Origin of the sequence: Telmatocola sphagniphila (assembly GCF_018398935.1) — a bacterium.
Classification (GTDB): domain Bacteria; phylum Planctomycetota; class Planctomycetia; order Gemmatales; family Gemmataceae; genus Telmatocola; species Telmatocola sphagniphila.
The window spans coordinates 1,836,960-1,854,105 of the sequence record NZ_CP074694.1; the positions used below are offsets into that span (position 1 = coordinate 1,836,960).

Consider the following 17,146-nt stretch of genomic DNA (forward strand, 5'->3'; position numbering starts at 1 on the left):
CTTTCTAGGAGTTTTCCCGAGCCGAAGGAGAGTTACGGCCTGAGCCGCGAAAACCGGGCGGAACGGTTTTCGAGTCGAGCCCTTCCTTTTGCAGTGGAAGGGATCTCGTTCAGGAACTGCTGGAAGCCTGCCTTCTCACGAAGTGGCCGCTCCCCGCAATTGCTTTCCCGGACTGAATCGATTAGACTAAGAGGACCTGCCGAGAAGTTTCCGTTTACTGGCTTTTGCGATTACGACTTCTGTCCCGCTGAATTGATCGACTTTCATTCGTTGTCTTTGCGAATCTCCCCCGGACGATCCGACCGTTTTTCCAGTTTCGGATCCTAAGAGAAGAATCATGCGATCCTCTCCCGCGCTTCTTCTGTTGCTTTTACTTGCTCCCGGTCTGGGGTGGCTTGCGGGGGATTTTTCGGCCTTACCTCTCCTCGCCCAGTCGAAAGAGACGGGAAAAGAATCGCCCGCTTCTGATTTTTGGTCCTTTCAGCCGATCCGCCGCCCGAAGATTCCCACCCCTCCCACGGAAGATAGAACTTGGGTTCGCACTCCCATCGATGCTTTTATTCTGGATACACTGCACGCGCACGGTTTACGCCCTTCCCCGGAAGCGAGCAAACGAGTGCTCGCGCGGCGCGTCTCTCTCGACCTGACGGGGCTTCCTCCGACTCCTAAAGAATTGGAAGATTATCTCCGCGATTCCTCCCCCGAGGCATATGAGAAACTCGTCGATCGCCTGCTCGCTTCGCCGCACTATGGCGAACGCTGGGCCAGGCACTGGCTCGATATCGCGCATTACGCCGATTCCCATGGCCAGGATCAGGATCGATTTCGCCCGAATGCCTGGCCCTACCGAGATTATCTCATTCGCTCCTTTAACGCCGACAAACCGTACGCGCGACTGACACAAGAACAGATCGCGGGCGATGTTCTCTTCCCGGATAACCCCGAAGCTCTGCTCGCTACGGGATTTCTGGCTGCCGGTCCCTGGGACGAGAGCGGCCTGCGCGACATCAACGAAAACTCGATCGATCGCCAAGTCGCCCGGTATCTGGATCGCGACGACATCGTCACTTCCACCATGACCACTTTTATGGGGCTGACGGTTCACTGTGCCCGCTGTCACGATCACAAATTTGATCCAATCTCTCAGGCGGAGTATTACGGTCTTCAGGCCGTATTTGCGGGAATCGACAAGGCGGAACGGCCTTATGATCCCGACCCGAAGGTGGCCGTGCAGCGCCGGGAGTTGAACGCGGAGTTGGAACGAATTCGAAGCTTAAAGGGCCGGACGGATAAAACTTTGTTGACGCCGGAAAGGCAAAAGGCCGTCGCGGCGTTCGAGCAGCAAAGAAAAGCCGCCACGTCCGCCTGGTTCGTACCGGTGCCGGAAACCTGGCAAGCGCAAAAAGGGTCGTCCTTGCGGGCCTTACTCGATCGTTCGATTCTGGCCGTGGGCCCAACTCCCGAAAAAGATACCTACACGATCACGCTTTCGACCGATCAGATCGGGATCACGGGCGTACGGCTCGAACTGTTATGCGACGACACGCTTCCTCACCTGGGACCGGGCCGGGCCAGTAATGGCAATCTCCATCTCTCGGAGATTCGAATCCGGGTCCATCCTCTCGGAAAACCCGACCAGGTCAAGCTCGTGCGGGTGAAAACGGCCCGGGCCGATTTCAATCAGGCCGATTGGGGCATCGAGAAAGCCATTGACCAGATTCCTTCCACGGCCTGGGGTATCCATCCGGAGGAAGGGAAACCGCACACCGGCGTCTTCGCCTTTGAAAAACCCGTCGGATTTGAGGGAGGAACAATATTTCAAATCGAGCTCGATCAAATCCATGGCGGCGGCCATTTGATCGGAAGATTCCGACTGGGGCTCACCACAAGTAAGAATTTGCTCGAGATCGCGGCTCCGCTTCCAGAACCGATTGCTGCCCTGCTGGCCTTGCCGGAGACCCAGAGAGCCGACCTGCAACGTTGTGAACTTTCGCGCTGGTTGTGGGAAAATCAGCTCTCCCGGGAATGGGACAGCCTTCCCCCGCAATCCCGAATCTATTGCGGTACCAACCAGTTCCCGAGTGAAGGCAGTTTTCGCCCAGCCACGACTCCGCGCCCGGTCCATATCCTCAAGCGCGGTGAGATCAGCCGACCGGGCGCCCTGGCGACCCCGGCGGCCCTGGAAGCTCTGGCCGAAGTGAAAACTGCCTTCGTTCTGAAGAATCCCCAGGACGAAGGACAACGGCGGGGCGCCCTGGCGAAATGGATCACCGATCGGGAGAATCCGCTGTTCTGGCGTGTCCTCGTCAACCGGATCTGGCATTACCATTTTGGCAAAGGGATCGTCGATACCCCCAACGATTTCGGGAAGATGGGCGGACCTCCTTCCCATCCCGAACTGCTCGATTGGCTGGCCACTGAGTTCCGCGACCAGGGCGGATCGCTGAAGAAGTTGCACAAAATGATCGTTCTGAGCAGCACCTATCGGCAAGCCGTCTCCTCCAATCCGGAAGCGGAGCAGAAAGACGCCGACAATCGACTGCTCTGGCGAATGAACCGCGGCCGGCTCGATGCCGAGTCGTTGCGCGATAGCGTGCTCCGGATCAGCGGCCGACTCGATGAAAAAATGTACGGGCCGCCGGTCAAACACTTTCTCACTCAGCCCGGAATCCATGTCACCCCGACGGCCGATTACGAGCAGTTTGACGTCGATTCTCCCGAGGCTTCCCGACGCAGCGTCTATCGCTTTCTATTCCGAACCCGCCCCGATCCCCTGTTGGAAGCGCTCGATTGCCCGGATGCCTCGCAGTCGGCGCCCGTCCGAAATACTTCCGTCAGCGCTACCCAGGCGCTCGTGCTCTGGAACGACAAATTCATTCTCAAACAGTCTGAGCATCTTGCGAAACTGGCGGAGCAATCGGCCTCCGATTCCGCCGGGAGATTGGAATTTATCGCGCAGCGCGTGCTCCTGAGAAATCCGACCACGGAGGAAGTGAAATTGTGGGGAGAGTATGCCCGGCATCACGGTTGGGCCAACCTCTGTCGGGTGCTGTTCAACTGCAGCGAATTTCTGTTCATCGATTAAGGGGAGGGAGCGATGGTGCCGCACCGACGGGAATTCCTGGCCACCGGCTTCGGCGGCATGGTGCTCTCCCACCTTCTGGCCGGGGAGCAGAGTGCAAAACCCAAAGCGGAGTTCAACGGCGGCCTGCACCACCCGGCCAAAGCGAAACGGGTTTTGCAGATTTTTCTCAATGGCGGCATGAGCCAGATGGACACTTTCGATTACAAGCCTGGCCTGGAGAAGAGACATGGCCAGCAAATCGATTTGGGGTTGAAGGCGACCGCGACGGGAACCCCCGGGCCACTGATGAAATCCCCCTTCCCCTGGAAACAGCATGGCCAATCCGGTCGCTGGGTCACAGACGTTTTTCCGTACCTCGCCGGTTGCGTGGACGATCTGGCCTTTCTGATGGCCATGGCTTCCAAATCGAATGTGCACGGCCCGGCCAGCTACCTGCAGACGACGGGATTTCTGCTACCCGGTTTTCCCTGTGCCGGAGCCTGGGTCAGTTACGCGCTGGGTCGGCTGACCGACAACCTGCCGACTTTTGTCGTGCTGCCCGACGCACGCGGGCTCCCCTACAACGGCATGGGAAATTTCTCGGCCGGTTTTCTTCCGGCCTCCCATCAGGCCACGGTGGTGAATCCGGCGGCTCCAATTCCGATTCCCGATCTGGCGCCACCGACCGCCAGTAAATTCGTCACCCCCGAAGCGAGCGCGGAGGGTTTGAAACTGTTGAAACGAGTCAACGAGTCGTATGCCCAGGATCGCGTCGGAGATTCCCGGTTGACTTCCCGTCTGGAAAGTTACGAACTGGCCGCACGTCTGCAATTGTCGGCTCCGGAGGCCTTCGATCTGTCGAAAGAAAGCTCATCCCTTCGCGAAAAATATGGGACGGCGCGAAACGGAGCCGAGGGAGCTTTCTCCCGGAACTGCTTGATCTCCCGGCGCCTCCTGGAACGGGGAGTCCGCTTCGTGCAACTCTGGAGCGGCGCGGGGGGACCCAGCAATAATTGGGACAACCATAGCAATATCCCCAAGGAACTGCCGCCGATCGCCCGTCAGGTCGATCAGCCGGTGGCCGCCCTGCTCGCCGACCTGAAATCTCGCGGTTTACTGGACGATACTCTGGTGATTTTTACGACTGAATTCGGGCGGATGCCGGTCACTCAAAACGGCGTCGGTAGAGATCACAACGGCGGCACTTTCGTCACCTGGTTGGCCGGGGCGGGGATCAAAAAAGGCGTCGCCTACGGCGCCAGCGACGAATTCTCCTACCTGGCGGAACGGGAGAAAACGACCTGCTACGATCTTTACGCGACCGTTCTGCATCTGTTAGGCATCGATCACGAGAAGTTGACGGTGCGGCACAACGGCATCGACCGGCGTCTGACCGATGTGCATGGAGAAGTGATCCGGCCGATCCTGGCGTAAGCGGAGAGGCTTTCCAGGGCGCTTTCGCAGGGTTCGCCTAACGGCCAGGGAATCCAAAACAAATCGACGACCGAGAGGCGAACCTTTATCATCCGACTGCTTGTTGTCCGTCTTTCTCCATAAACTGGACCAGAGAAACAGGGATGGCTCAAGCGGATATTCAGGAGGGATCGCATGTCGGTCATCTGCTTCTTCGTAGCGATTCTGATCATAGGTATCGTCTTTCTGGACACCTTCGAAGCGATGATCCTGCCACGTCGGGTCCGTCATCCGTATCGCCCCGCCCGGGTTTTTTACCGCTCCTCCTGGACCGTTTGGAGCCTGCTCGCGGATCGCATCGCGCAAAGCCGAACGCGGCAGGCCTTTTTGAGTATCTTCGGTCCCCTGTCGATGTTCGTTCTGATTATCGTCTGGGCGATTGGATTGATTTTCGGTTTTGCGCTGTTGCACTGGTCGCTGGGAACTCCGCTCGGGACACCGGCGAATACTAGTATCCGCCTGACGACCTATGTCTACTTCAGCGGGACGACTTTCTTCACGCTGGGCTACGGCGACGTGGTACCGATCGGGATGATTGGCCGAAGTTTGAGCATTATGGAATCGGGGATTGGATTTGGTTTTCTGGCGCTCGTGATCAGCTATCTGCCCGTCTTATATCAAGCATTCTCCCGCCGGGAAATTATTATTTCCCTCCTGGATGCCCGGGCCGGTTCGCCGCCGAGCGCTGGAGAGTTTCTACGCCGAGCATCCGAAGCACGCAGCCTGATGAATCTGGGCCCCCTCTTGATCGAGTGGGAGCGCTGGGCCGCGGAATTACTCGAAAGCCATCTATCCTTTCCGGTGCTGCGGTTTTATCGTTCGCAGCACGACAACCAGTCCTGGCTGGCCGCACTAACTATGATCCTGGATTCGACCGCCTTCCTGATTGCCAATTCGGAAGAGCCCGAGGGGTATCAGGCGCGCTTGACCTTTGCGATGGCCCGACACGCGGCCGTGGATCTCGTGCTGGTTTCGCAAACCACGCCTTCGCCCCTGGAGATCGATCGCTTACCGCCAAGTTCACTGAAGTTTTTGAGCGACAATCTGAAAGCCATGGGTTACCCGGTGCGGAAGGATGCCGATCTCGACAAAGCCCTGGACGAATTGCGCTCCCTCTATGAGCCTTTTGTGAACACGCTCTCCCAGTATCTAAAATTCCCTCTCCCAGAGTTTGTGTTGGCCAATCAACCGGTGGATAACTGGCAAACCAGCCCGGGCATGCCCCGTTCCCCGGGTCTTTCGAGTCTGCAGGACCTGGAACGCCGGCACGAGCATTGGGAGTGAATTGGCCGAGGCGTCGAGGCGGCGTAGTCCCCCTGCGAGCCAATGAATTCAATAAGTCTCGCCAGTAGCTTGTCCTGCTGCTGGGAAAAGGTCGGCCTGATCCATGGGAGGGTTGGCCCGTGCCGCGGCAATTGCCCTTGGTTCCGCTAGGGAATTACTCTCGGTTGCATTGGATCGTTGGCGAGCGGGGAATGGGTGGAGAATCGGAGAGCGGCATCGATGACGATTGAGTTTCACAAAATGCTCTTCGATCCTGGAATCCGGCCGCCGCGCTATCCGGACCCGCTCCGTTTTCAGCGGTTTATCCAAGTGGAAATCGTTTCGATAGGATAGTAACTGATTTGGGCGTAGAAACAGCTAAAGGTTTCCCTCCGCTACCCCCCTGCCCTTAAGAAGGTGTTCTTCTCCGATGCCAGATCACACCAAACAGACCAAACTCCTTCCGGGCGAGCAATCGGCTTCCGGCCAGCAACCCAACCCCACGTTTGATACGGCCGATTTTCAATCCGGTTCCCCGGGCCATTCGCCCGAGGACAAGACGCGCGGTCCAGATCGAAAAACCACTTTGGAAGAAGAAAGGACTACTGAACACGAACCGGAAGCGATCCCCGGATATAAGGTGGAGGGCATCCTCGGTCAGGGAGGAATGGGCATTGTTTACAAGGCCAAAGATCTGAGTCTGAAAAGAACTGTTGCCCTGAAGATGATCATTTCCGGGGATTTCGCCGGTTCCAAAGAATTGGCTCGCTTTCGCATCGAAGCGGAAGCGGTGGCTCGTCTGCAACACCCGAATATCGTTCAGATCCACGAAGTGGGAGAAACCAAAGGCCGTCCCTACCTCGCCCTCGAGTTTGTGGAAGGCGGAACCCTGGCGACCAAACTCGCTGGCAAACCGCTTCCTCTCCGCGAAGCCGCCAAATTGGTCGAATCGCTCGCGCGCGGCATGCAACTGGCCCACAGTCGCAACGTCATCCACCGGGATCTGAAACCGGGTAACATCCTACTCAAGAGTGATGGCACCCCGAAAATCGCCGACTTTGGTCTGGCCCGTCAGCTCGACACCGACAGTAGTGAAACTCAGTCCGGGGCGGTCATCGGCACCCCTTCTTACATGGCGCCCGAGCAAGCGGCGGGAATGGCGAATGAAGCGGGACCAGCAACGGACGTCTATGCCCTGGGAGCGATTCTCTATGAATGCCTGACGGGGAAGCCTCCGTTCAAAGCTGAGTCGATGATGAAGACTCTGGACCTCGTCCGAAATGCCCAGCCGGTACGCCCCTCGCTTCTCCAGCCGGGCGTGCCGTTGGACCTCGAAACGATCTGCCTGAAATGCCTTCGAAAGGAGCCCGAGAATCGCTACGCTTCCGCGGCCGAACTGGCGGATGAATTGGTTCGATTTCTTCAAGGCGAACCGATTCTGGCTCGTCCCATGGGTCGCATCGAGCGCATGGAACGCTGGGTCCAGAGAAATCCAGTCGTCACGGGATTGTTGGCCGCCGTGGCGGTCAGTTTGTTGGCCGGAATATCGGTGAGTTACTGGAAATATCGGGAGGCCAAGTTGGCCGCCGAGAAGGCGATCAAAGCCCAAAATTTTCTCGTCAGCATTTTTAAGATTTCTGAAACTCATAGCGATGGCGGAAACGTCACCGCCCGGGAAATCCTTGCGGATGCTCAACGACGGATTCCGATCGAATTCGCGGACCAACCGGAATTACAAGCCGTATTGACAGCCGCCATTAAAGAAGTGAATCGGAATATCCACAAGACGATTCCGGCGGCTCTGGTCCTGGAAGTAAGTGGACCGATAAAAATTCAATCCAAACATGAATGGAAGGGTCAGTCTGACTCTCAGCGTTTGCTTTATCCCGAGGATCAATTGGAACTGGGCCCGGGGGCCACTTGTCATCTCTATTTTCTGGAGGACCTGCATCATGAATGGCTCAAAGCAGGCTCGAAATGCTCCATTGAACAGAATGGGTGTGAGCCCCCCGAGGCAGTCCGGGAAAGAGATAGCAATAGCCTGATGACTTTTGTTCGAGTACCCAAAGGCAAATTCTACAGGGGTTGGTCTGCGAATAAATTACCCAACCTGACGGAGATCCCAGAAGATTTCGAAATCGCAGTTCACGCGGTCACCCAGGGATTATGGATGGATGTGATGAAGCAGAATCCCAGCATTATTTCACGCCAGGGTGATTATTCCCACTTGGTGAAAAGCGTTTCAGATGAAGAACTGAAACTATTTCCTGTAGAAAATGTTACCTACGCGGAGATTGAAATTTTCTTAATAAAACTGAACGAACGGGAGAAAAGCCGAGGGTTTCGCTACAAATTGCCAACCGAGCATCAGTGGGAGTACGCCTGTCGAGGGGCGGCTCATACGCTAGAGGAGTGCTCCTACTATTACTATTTCGACACTCCGACCAATCGGCTGACGTCCCAATTGGCTAATTTTGATGCGATTGAGGAGCCGGACTTAGGGAAAAATAAGAAAAAAAACCTTCCTGTTCGCGTCGGAATGTATCCTCCCAATAAGCTGGGATTGCATGATATGCATGGAAATATCTGGCAATTATGCACCTCATCTAAAGTAGATTCGAAAATCAGCAAAGCCAAAGATAATGGCAAATTTATTACTGTCGCTCGTGGAGGAGGTTACTCCGAAAGAGCTCAAAAATGCGATTCAGCACATTCATTTTTCCCTCCAGAAAATGTTCGCATGGAAGTAATCGGATTTCGATTGGTTCGAGTTCCCATGAGTTAAAAGCATTTTCACGAGCGCACAAAAAAACATATTGAGCCTGACATTATACCTCGATCAACCTTCAAGTTATTTTTTGATGTACTGACTTAGAAAGAAGGGGAAAAACCGCAATCCTAAAATTGCGTCCGGATTTTCATTGAATTATTTTTAGCGTATTATTACACTCAAATCTTGAATTTCCCGCACAAGACGTTTATACCATTTAGGATTTGTCCTATGTTTCTTCCCCCCCGTATCCTCGCCCAAACGAATACCTCAACACGTTCTTTTGAGGAGAAGGACTACACCGCCGCCGGGGACGAGGTTATACCCGCAGGTGGAAATTCACCCTCCTGTGGCCCAGGTATGAAAGAATGCACATTAGGCAGTGCGTCATGGTGCTGTTCTTTAACATCCACGTGTGGCTCGGCAATCGGTGGGTGCAGCTGAATTCTTGTATCGTAGCTGCTCTAACTTGCCCGTAAAATGTATTCATTATCGGAACTGGAACTTTTGTGGCGAGAAACTCGCGGTGATCCGCGGGTTTCCATAGCCATTCTTGATGGCCCCGTGGACTGGAAGCACCCCAGTCTGGCCCATGCCCGGCTCGTCCCGCTAAACGGTTCCGAATCCGGCGAGAAAAATTGGGGACCTGCAAGTCGGCACGGTACCCAAGTCACCAGCCTGATTTTCGGTCAGTCGAATGGTCTCGTCAAAGGGATAGCGCCGAATTGTCGAGGACTACTGTCGCCGATTTTCGACTCGGCGGCGGACGGTACGCTCAAACCTTCCAATCAAGTTCGATTGGCACAGGCGATTGCCGCGGCCCGCGACGCGGGCGCCCAGGTCATCAATATTAGTGGCGGCATGTTTGCGCCCAGTAGCCAAGTCGATCCGTTATTGGCCGAAGTCATTGAGGACTGTGCTCGACGAAATACTTTAATTGTGGCCGCGGTCGGCAATGACGGTTGCGCCTGCCCCCACATTCCGGCGGCTTTAAACTCCGTCCTCGCCGTGGGCGCCCTGGATGCCCTGGGGCAGCCCCTCCCATCGAGCAATTGGGATAGCTCCTACCGTTACCACGGTGTCGTGGCTTTGGGACACCATCTGACTGCCGCCGTACCCGGTTCGGGGTCGGCGCCGATGAGTGGAACGAGTGCCGCGACCGCCGTGCTCAGCGGAGTTGTGGGTTTATTACTCTCCCTGCAACTGAAACGCGGCCTGCGCCCCAATCCCTCTCAGGTGCGCGAAGCCATCCTTCAGAGCGCCGTGGATTGCCGAAAACAAGCGGCTTGGAACTGTCCACGATTATTAGCGGGACGATTGAATATCCCGGGAATTTTAGACATTCTCTTCAAGGAAACATCATATATGAAAAGCGCATCCCCTTCTGAAACTTCCGATGCTTTGCACGCATTCTCTCCTTCCGCAGAAGACTCTGGCGGAGTTGTGGCGTCCTCGGGAGTCGAGCCCTCGGCCTGCGGGTGTGGTTCGAACTCGTCCGTCAAAGTTTATGCTTTGGGTCGGATCAATTATTCTTTAGTCTCTCCCGCTCGGATCACTTTTTTAAAGACTTACATGCAGGAGTACCCGACGAAGGCGGAACTAAAAGAACCTCCCAAGGCTTCCGAAATTAGAAATGATCCTAAAGATATTGGGTTAATGGTGAGACTACTTCGAGTAGCCGCCCACGAGCATATTGCCGCCAGCCTGGAGTGGACCCTGGAAATCGAACCGGGGATTCCCAGCTACGCGATAAAACCGCAGGGACCTTACGCCAGAGAGGCGTATCAACGTCTGATTGACGCCCTTTACGAGTTCAACTTCGGCACCAAAATCGAATACATTGTGATTCCCGGAGTAATTTCGGGAAAAGCAAAACTTCTATCGGGCCAAGAGGTTCCTGCATTGATTCCGGATTTGCGAGGTATGTTTTCCTGGAATACAGAATCGCTGATTCGCCGTCTCGAAAACGTTTTATCTGAGGAAAATCGAGCGGCGATACGCCACTATTTCCGAAGAAGTGCAAAGCTACTGAAGAACCTGGGAGTCCAAGCGGAACACCGAGCATTAAACTTTGCCCTTACCAATGCCTACACTCACATTTATGCAGCCGATGCCAAGCGCGCGGGAAATCAAGGTTATAATTCAGGGTATAGTCTCCCGGAACCGATCATGGATCTCGAAACCGTGCACGTTTCTCGAAGTCAGATTTCCGCTCCGGGGACGGAGTGTTGGGACGTGGAAATAGCTTTCTTCTATCCGCATGTTCTGAATTCGGAGCAAGCTCGACACATCCCGGATCGAAAAATCTATCAGTTCAAAGTTGATGTCTCTGACGTAGTTCCTGTGATGATTGGAGAAATACATTCTTGGAACGCCCGATGATTCGATTATCCCGACGAGAACCTTTAGTCCGCCTAGGGGGCTCGGCCCGGAAACCAGTTCATCAGGAGATAAAATCGTTCGCCCGCTATCCCCTAGAGCACGTTCAGTCCCGCGACGAATATCTCCGAATCGACACTCGATCAGAGCTCTGCCGACAAAGGCAATTTTTATATGGAGTGTATGCTTGTTTCCGCTTCCGGCGCAGGCAAATCGATTTCTCCCTGAAAGAATCCCCCTTTGAGCCCACTCACGGTCATTAGCATCTGGCGTTTCACGATCGGGATTTTGGGAAGCCAAGGCAGTGCGATATCGCGTCCCCAGGCCAAGGGAAACCAGTCCGACTGAAAAAACGGCGAGAGCAAGTAGGTGAGAATGGCGTAATAGCGGAGATAAGCCCGCTGTTGAATGCGAAAGGCTTCGAAAGCCGCGGGAGGAGTGGCGGCCTCCTGCAAGCAATTCGCGAATTTCCAGGCATCCACTAAGGCCAGATTCGCTCCCTGGCCCAAATGCGGGCTCATGGCGTGCGCGGCGTCTCCGATAAAAAGCGTGGTCGCGTCCTTGATTCGGGGCATCCAGACATGCTGGTAGGTGGTCGGTATCAACTGCTCTCGATCGATCAGATGGGTCAAAGCGTCCTGGGACTCGGGGGCGAACTGCAAAATTTCCGCTTTCAGGTTCTCCAGGTCGACTTGGGGAAGTTGGGCCAGTTCGCGATGGGGCATTCCCCAGTAGACCGTGACCCGGTTGTCTCCCAAGGGTAACAGTCCAAAGAGATGGCGATTGCCGCGGACCACTTGAAACAGCTTCCCCGGCCGTCCGGAACCGGGGCAAATCCACCAGAGGGTTCCGTGCGCGTAACGATGGACGCGAGCCCGAAAACCGCAGGCCGCCCGCAAGCGGGAGCGGGCACCGTCGGCCACCAGGAGAAAATCGAAAGGCCCCTGTTTGACTTCCTGCGCATCGACGATCCAGACCCGCCGACCCTGCACCTCCCGCCGCACGATGGGAGAATCCAGATGGATCACGGCGGAGGTCTTCTGCAATTCCCGATAAAGAGCGGTGAACAGAACGCCGCGGTGGGTCCCCAGAGCATGATTGCCCGGCCGATAATCGCTGTAGCGATTGCAGATCAAAGGCTGTCCAGTGCTGTGGCGGGCATCGAGTTCGGTCAGAATCGCGGAGTGCCGAGTGACCTGTTCTCGCAGTCCCAAGTGGGCCAGAATTCGTTGCCCGGAAGTTTGAAGGAGAATGCCGGCCCCGCGGGCTCCCACTTCCGGGGCTTGTTCGAAGACGTGAACTTCATGCCCCTGGCGGGCTAATAGAATCGCGGACGCCGTGCCTGCCGTGCCCAGTCCCACGATGGCTATCCGATAGGTTCGAGCCATGACGCCTTTCCGATATTCACCGATCGGATTCCCAGCCGAACCGAGAGATCCCGGCCATCCGCAAACTTTGCTTCTACCGATGCCAGATTGGAGTGTATTTGGTCATTTTTCGCAAATGGAATCATGCCCGTCCCTGAATCAAATCTTGGCTCCAAACGCTCCCCTCACGCACTCGGCCGCTCTTAGCGTTGCGAATGCAAGGCCCCTGATTCCCTGGCGAGTTGCGAACTTCTTAAACGGTGTTGCACGGGTCGTTCACTTCGGACTCCTAGGTGGCATCACCCGGAAGAGGCGCACAATTGCCTCGATATCCAGATTATCTCCGTTATCAAGAACAATTAGCGTTCGATCTTCGGCCACGTTACGCTCGATGATGGTGCGGAATCCTCCCCAACCGCCGTTGTGTCCCATCTGACTGATTTTGCCCTTATCCATCGTAATGCCCCAACCGAAGGCGTAATCCGTGGTCCCGTCTTTGCCATACTTCGAAGGGACGAGTGCCTGTTTAATGGTGGCTGGTTTCAGGACTTTGCCCTCGCGCCAGCCTTCGTCCCAGCGGGCCAGATCTTCCAGACTGGCCCAGACGCTTCCATCACCCACCACCAAGTTGGACTCATGACGGTAGGGAGGCGGTCCCCATATTTCATTCCATTTATTCTTATCCTTTTCCTTCTCATAGCCGAGCGCGGGCTCATGGATTTGGAAGTTAGGCCGATCATAAACCCCCGCCGTTTTCATCGCCAGCTTATCGAAAATTTCTTTCTTGAGGAACGCATTGAACGATTGCTTCGAGACCCGCTCGACGATCAGAGCCAGAAGCATGAAATTGGTGTTCGTATACCGCCAGTTTGAGCCGGTTGGGAAGTAGAGCGGGGACTTCGTCCGTTCCCGGGCAAACAAGCTGACATAATCCTCGTTCGTCACGTATTTCGGATGCTTGCCCTTGACGTTCTCGAAGTCCATATATTCGTGCAAACCGGAAGTCTGTCGGGCCAGATGCAAAATGCGAATCGGGTTCTTTTTGTCGTATTCGGGTAATTCCGGCAGATATTTTCGGATGTCCTCGTCGAGTGCCAGCTTCCCCTGCTCATATAGGAGCAGGATGGCCGTTCCCGTGAATTGTTTGGAACACGAGGCCAGTTCGAAGGGCGTTTGCGGAGTGATGGCTCGATTTTCTTTGAGATGCGCTAGGCCATAGCACTTCCGAAAGGCGATTTTACCCTGTTCGAGAACCAGTATGGCGCCTCCGGGTTTATGAGGCTCTTTACCGGTGTCCGCGATGATCGATTCGACTCGCGTGGCAAAGTCGCGGCCCAGCAGGTGCAACAGGGTGAGGTCCCCTTTATCCTGGCCACCATTTTCATTGAGGAGGTTAAAAGTACCTTTGAAGCGTCTTCCCAGCGGTCCCAGCGTCAGTCGGGCGGTGCCTTTCACTTTGTCCCCCCGCCAAGGTTCCTCAAAAGCAAACTCGAGGACGCGCGTCGTGGGATCAAAGGTGCCCGACTTTAGGAGGCCGGTCTGATCCTTCGCATGGAGGTAAGTCCCCGTGACCGAAAGCAGCTTGGAATCTTTGTGCGGTGTGGTTCGGAAGGTGAAATAGCCCCAATCCGAGTCCCAAATTCCTGCGGCCAGGTCGATCGGTTCCGCCGCGAAACACCTAGAAGTGCAGGCCGGGCCCAGACAGAAGACAACACTCAAAAGGAGCGAGTAACTGGCACAATTCATGGGACACCTCAGGGAAAAAGGTAGTCAAATGACTTTGTGGAAGAGCCTAGTTTAAACTATCGACTCCCCGCCTGTTGACTTGGTTTTCTCCAGGTCAGACCACTCCGGTGGCTTTCTCGATTTTTTCAGCGGCCCGCGGCTTCGAACAATTGGGAAACCGTCTGGAGGACAGACGAATTTCGACGGAATGGCCCAAAGAGCCGATACTTTCTGGTGCGAACTCTCCCGGGGAGGTATAATTTCCTCATGCGATCCTACCCTCTGGCTCTCTTAATAATACTGCTGATTTCTGGCGATTTCGCGAGCGCCGCCGAGCGTCTTTTCGTCGCCGTGGGCTACGGCGGACGTCGATTGATTTCGCGCGATGGGATCCATTGGGAAATTGCCGCCGAATGGAAAGAGAACGGCGGCGATGATGCCCACAATTTGACCAGCGTGGTCTTTGCGAAGGGCAAATTCGTGGCTGTGGGTGGGGCATTCGGAGGTCATATTCTCGTCTCTCCGGACGGGCGAACTTGGCGCGAAGTCGAAAGCCCGAAATTCCGCGTCAACCCCGTGCTGTTTGGGAACGATCGCTTCGTTGCCGGCGGCCCCGATCAAACGCTCTTGTGGTCCAGTGACGGTGAAAAGTGGCAAAAAGGGGGCAAGATCGAGGCTAAAGAGGCCACTCATTTTCGGGTCGGCGCATTCGGAAATAACACCTTTGTCTTTATGGGCAACGCGGGCGGTAACAGCCCCACTACCTGGATAGCAACCAGCAAAAACGGCGAAAAGATCGAAAAAGTTCGCGTCGATCTACCGCAACTCTTCAATGTCGTTTATGGGAAGGATTGTTTCGTCGCGGTGGGGGCCGAGGGGCGACGGTTGCGTTCCACCGATGGCCTGAAATGGGAACACGAGGTATTGGAAAAAGGGATCGAACTTCGCAGTCTGGTCTGGAGTGGTCGAGAATTCATTGCCGGTGGCAGCGGGCAGACGTATCGTTCCGCCGATGGAATTACCTGGAGCAAGGAGGCGAAGGGAATGCCATGCCATTTGCTCTATGCCGATGACAAAGTATACATCGGAACCAATTGGCCAGGTCAAATGCTGAGCTCCCCGGATGGCCAGGTCTGGTCCAAGCATGAGAAGTTGACCCCCAACGGCATCAATCAACTGGCCGTGGGGGAACTCGCACCGGCCAACACTGAGGAAAAATCGCAACCGGTGCAAGTGTTCGCCGACGCGAAAGCGCTAATTGCGACGCGCTGCTCGAAATGTCACAACGACAAGATCCGCAAAGGCGGGATCGATCTCTCGATTCTGGCCGACGAAAAGAGTTTAGCCAAACACCGCAAGATTTGGCGTCAAGTTGTGACTCAAGTGGAAACGAGTGAGATGCCGCCGGAGGATCAGCCTCGTCTGGGCGAAGTTCAAAAGAAATCGCTCGTGCAATTCGTTCGCGCGCGGTTGAGTGAAATTGAAGCGGCGGAGAAACAAAAGCCCGATCCGGGCCCGGCTCTGATTCGGAGACTGACGCGGACCGAATACAATCGCGCGGTTCGCGATCTCTTTGGCCTCGAAGACAATATCGCCGAAGCGGTCGGCATGCCCGAAGACACCCAGGGGGAGAACTTCGACAACCTCTCAGCCGCTTTGAATTTCTCGGATGCCCAGATTGAAAAGTATTTCAGCGCGGCCGACTACATCCTCGAGAAACTTTACACGCCGCCGACCCAAGGCAAAAAACCCAAGGTTCCCGTCTCGCGCGAACTCGATCGATGGATAGTCTCCTGGCCGGATAACGGGATCTCCCTTCAAGAAGCGACTCGCGAAATACTGGCCCCCCTGCTCCGTCGGGCCTACCGGCGGCCTGTTGAACGCCGCGAGTTGGAGCGCTTCGTGGAACTGGTCCGGAAGGCCGCGCCGGGAGCCAAGAGCTTTGAAGAATCTCTGAAACCGGCCCTCAAAGCGTTATTGGTTTCGCCCAATTTTCTGATTCGGATCGAACGGGATCGCGGTAAAACCGCGGAAGAAAATTATCGAGTCCGCGATCAGGAATTAGCCGTCCGCCTGGCCTTCTTTCTGTGGGGAGCACCCCCGGACCAAAAACTCAACGAGTTAGCCGATCGAGGGGAACTCAGCCAACCGGCCGTCTACGCCGCTCAGGTGAAGCGATTACTGGCGGACCCGAAGGCGAAGGCTTTGACCGAAGATTTCGCCGCGCAGTGGCTGCGGTTGCGGAAATTACCCGAGGCCCGCCCCTCCACCGAGTTCTTTCCCACTTTCAATGCCAACCTGCGGCAGGCTATGGGCGAGGAAGTGACGCAGTTCTTCGATCACCTTCGCAGCGAAGACGGGTCCATTCTGGATTTGATCGATGCCCGTTACACTTACGTGAATGCGGAATTGGCCAGGCACTATGGCCTTCCAGACACCCGCAAAGAATTTCATCGAGTGGAATGGTCAGACGCGAATCGGGGGGGACTGCTCGGCATGTCCGCGATTTTGGCCATGACCAGCCATACGAATCGGACCAGCCCGACACTGCGGGGAAAGTATGTCTTGGATGTCATTTTAGGAACCCCGCCGCCCCCACCGCCGCCCGATGTGGGAGTGATCGATGAGGCGAAATCGAAAGGAAAAGGCGCCCAGACCTTCCGGGAGCTGTTGACGCAGCACGCCACCCAGCCGAGTTGTGCGGGTTGCCATAGCAAGATCGATCCCCTCGGCTTCGGTCTCGAAGTGTTCGATCCGATCGGGCGACTCCGAAACCCGGGAAGTTCCATCGATGCTTCGGGCAAATTGCCGACCGGCGAACACTTTGTTGGTGCGGCCGAGTTGAAAAAGATCCTGCTCCAACGCAAGGACCAGTTTACCAGGAACTTTGTCGAAAAAATGCTCACCTTCGCCCTCGGCCGCGAGTTGAGACCCCCCGATGAATCGACCGTGAACCGCATCGTCGAAAAAGTTGTCCAGCGGGGTTATCGATTTTCCGCGGTTGTGGAAGAGATCGCCAACAGCTATCCTTTCTTATATCGCCGAAACTCTACTGCCGATTGAACCCCCCGAACCCAGCGGCTTCCCGCACGAATTTCGAGTCGA

Annotated in this window: 8 protein-coding genes; 6 read left to right on the forward strand and 2 right to left on the reverse strand. The window is 55.6% G+C overall.

Translation table 11 applies throughout. The annotated features are described in order from the left end of the window. Positions 1-337: 337 nt before the first annotated feature. The 5 genes from KIH39_RS07420 to KIH39_RS07440 all read left to right on the forward strand — a co-directional run bounded on the left by KIH39_RS07420 (position 338) and on the right by KIH39_RS07440 (position 10,952). On the forward strand, positions 338-3,085 hold the full coding sequence (locus KIH39_RS07420) for a DUF1549 and DUF1553 domain-containing protein (protein WP_213498685.1): 2,748 nt from the start codon (positions 338-340) through the stop codon (positions 3,083-3,085). Between the two features lie 12 nt (positions 3,086-3,097). Continuing rightward, positions 3,098-4,498 carry a DUF1501 domain-containing protein gene (locus KIH39_RS07425; protein WP_213498687.1) on the forward strand — a complete coding sequence of 467 codons (1,401 nt, stop codon included), beginning with the start codon at positions 3,098-3,100 and terminating at the stop codon, positions 4,496-4,498. Between the two features lie 174 nt (positions 4,499-4,672). Then, positions 4,673-5,821 (forward strand): potassium channel family protein, encoded by a 1,149-nt coding sequence (locus KIH39_RS07430; RefSeq protein ID WP_213498688.1) that lies wholly within the window; start codon positions 4,673-4,675, stop codon positions 5,819-5,821. 409 nt (positions 5,822-6,230) lie between these two features. Further along, positions 6,231-8,585 carry a bifunctional serine/threonine-protein kinase/formylglycine-generating enzyme family protein gene (locus KIH39_RS07435; protein WP_213498689.1) on the forward strand — a complete coding sequence of 785 codons (2,355 nt, stop codon included), beginning with the start codon at positions 6,231-6,233 and terminating at the stop codon, positions 8,583-8,585. Between the two features lie 492 nt (positions 8,586-9,077). Beyond that, positions 9,078-10,952 carry a S8 family serine peptidase gene (locus KIH39_RS07440; protein WP_213498690.1) on the forward strand — a complete coding sequence of 625 codons (1,875 nt, stop codon included), beginning with the start codon at positions 9,078-9,080 and terminating at the stop codon, positions 10,950-10,952. Between the two features lie 167 nt (positions 10,953-11,119). Here the strand turns inward: KIH39_RS07440 and KIH39_RS07445 are convergent, their stop codons facing one another. After that, the gene (locus KIH39_RS07445) at positions 11,120-12,337 is read right to left on the reverse strand and encodes an FAD-dependent oxidoreductase (protein ID WP_213498691.1); all 1,218 of its coding nucleotides are present in this window, start codon (positions 12,335-12,337) and stop codon (positions 11,120-11,122) included. A gap of 255 nt (positions 12,338-12,592) precedes the next feature. Then, positions 12,593-14,062 (reverse strand): serine hydrolase domain-containing protein, encoded by a 1,470-nt coding sequence (locus KIH39_RS07450; protein ID WP_213498692.1) that lies wholly within the window; start codon positions 14,060-14,062, stop codon positions 12,593-12,595. Positions 14,063-14,308: 246 nt separating this feature from the next. Between KIH39_RS07450 and KIH39_RS07455 the strand changes: the two genes are divergently transcribed. Then, a complete protein-coding gene (locus KIH39_RS07455) occupies positions 14,309-17,104 on the forward strand; it encodes a DUF1592 domain-containing protein (RefSeq protein ID WP_213498693.1) in 2,796 nt (931 codons plus the stop codon). Positions 17,105-17,146: the final 42 nt, after the last annotated feature.

Bases quoted from the DNA above. Each gene is read 5' to 3' on its own strand.
- KIH39_RS07420 (WP_213498685.1), top strand. From the start codon at position 338: ATGCGATCCTCTCCCGCGCTTCTTCTGTTGCTTTTACTTGCTCCCGGT.
- KIH39_RS07430 (WP_213498688.1), top strand. From the start codon at position 4,673: ATGTCGGTCATCTGCTTCTTCGTAGCGATTCTGATCATAGGTATCGTC.
- KIH39_RS07435 (WP_213498689.1), top strand. From the start codon at position 6,231: ATGCCAGATCACACCAAACAGACCAAACTCCTTCCGGGCGAGCAATCG.
- KIH39_RS07425 (WP_213498687.1), top strand. From the start codon at position 3,098: ATGGTGCCGCACCGACGGGAATTCCTGGCCACCGGCTTCGGCGGCATG.
- KIH39_RS07445 (WP_213498691.1), bottom strand. From the start codon at position 12,337: ATGGCTCGAACCTATCGGATAGCCATCGTGGGACTGGGCACGGCAGGC.
- KIH39_RS07450 (WP_213498692.1), bottom strand. From the start codon at position 14,062: ATGAATTGTGCCAGTTACTCGCTCCTTTTGAGTGTTGTCTTCTGTCTG.
- KIH39_RS07455 (WP_213498693.1), top strand. From the start codon at position 14,309: ATGCGATCCTACCCTCTGGCTCTCTTAATAATACTGCTGATTTCTGGC.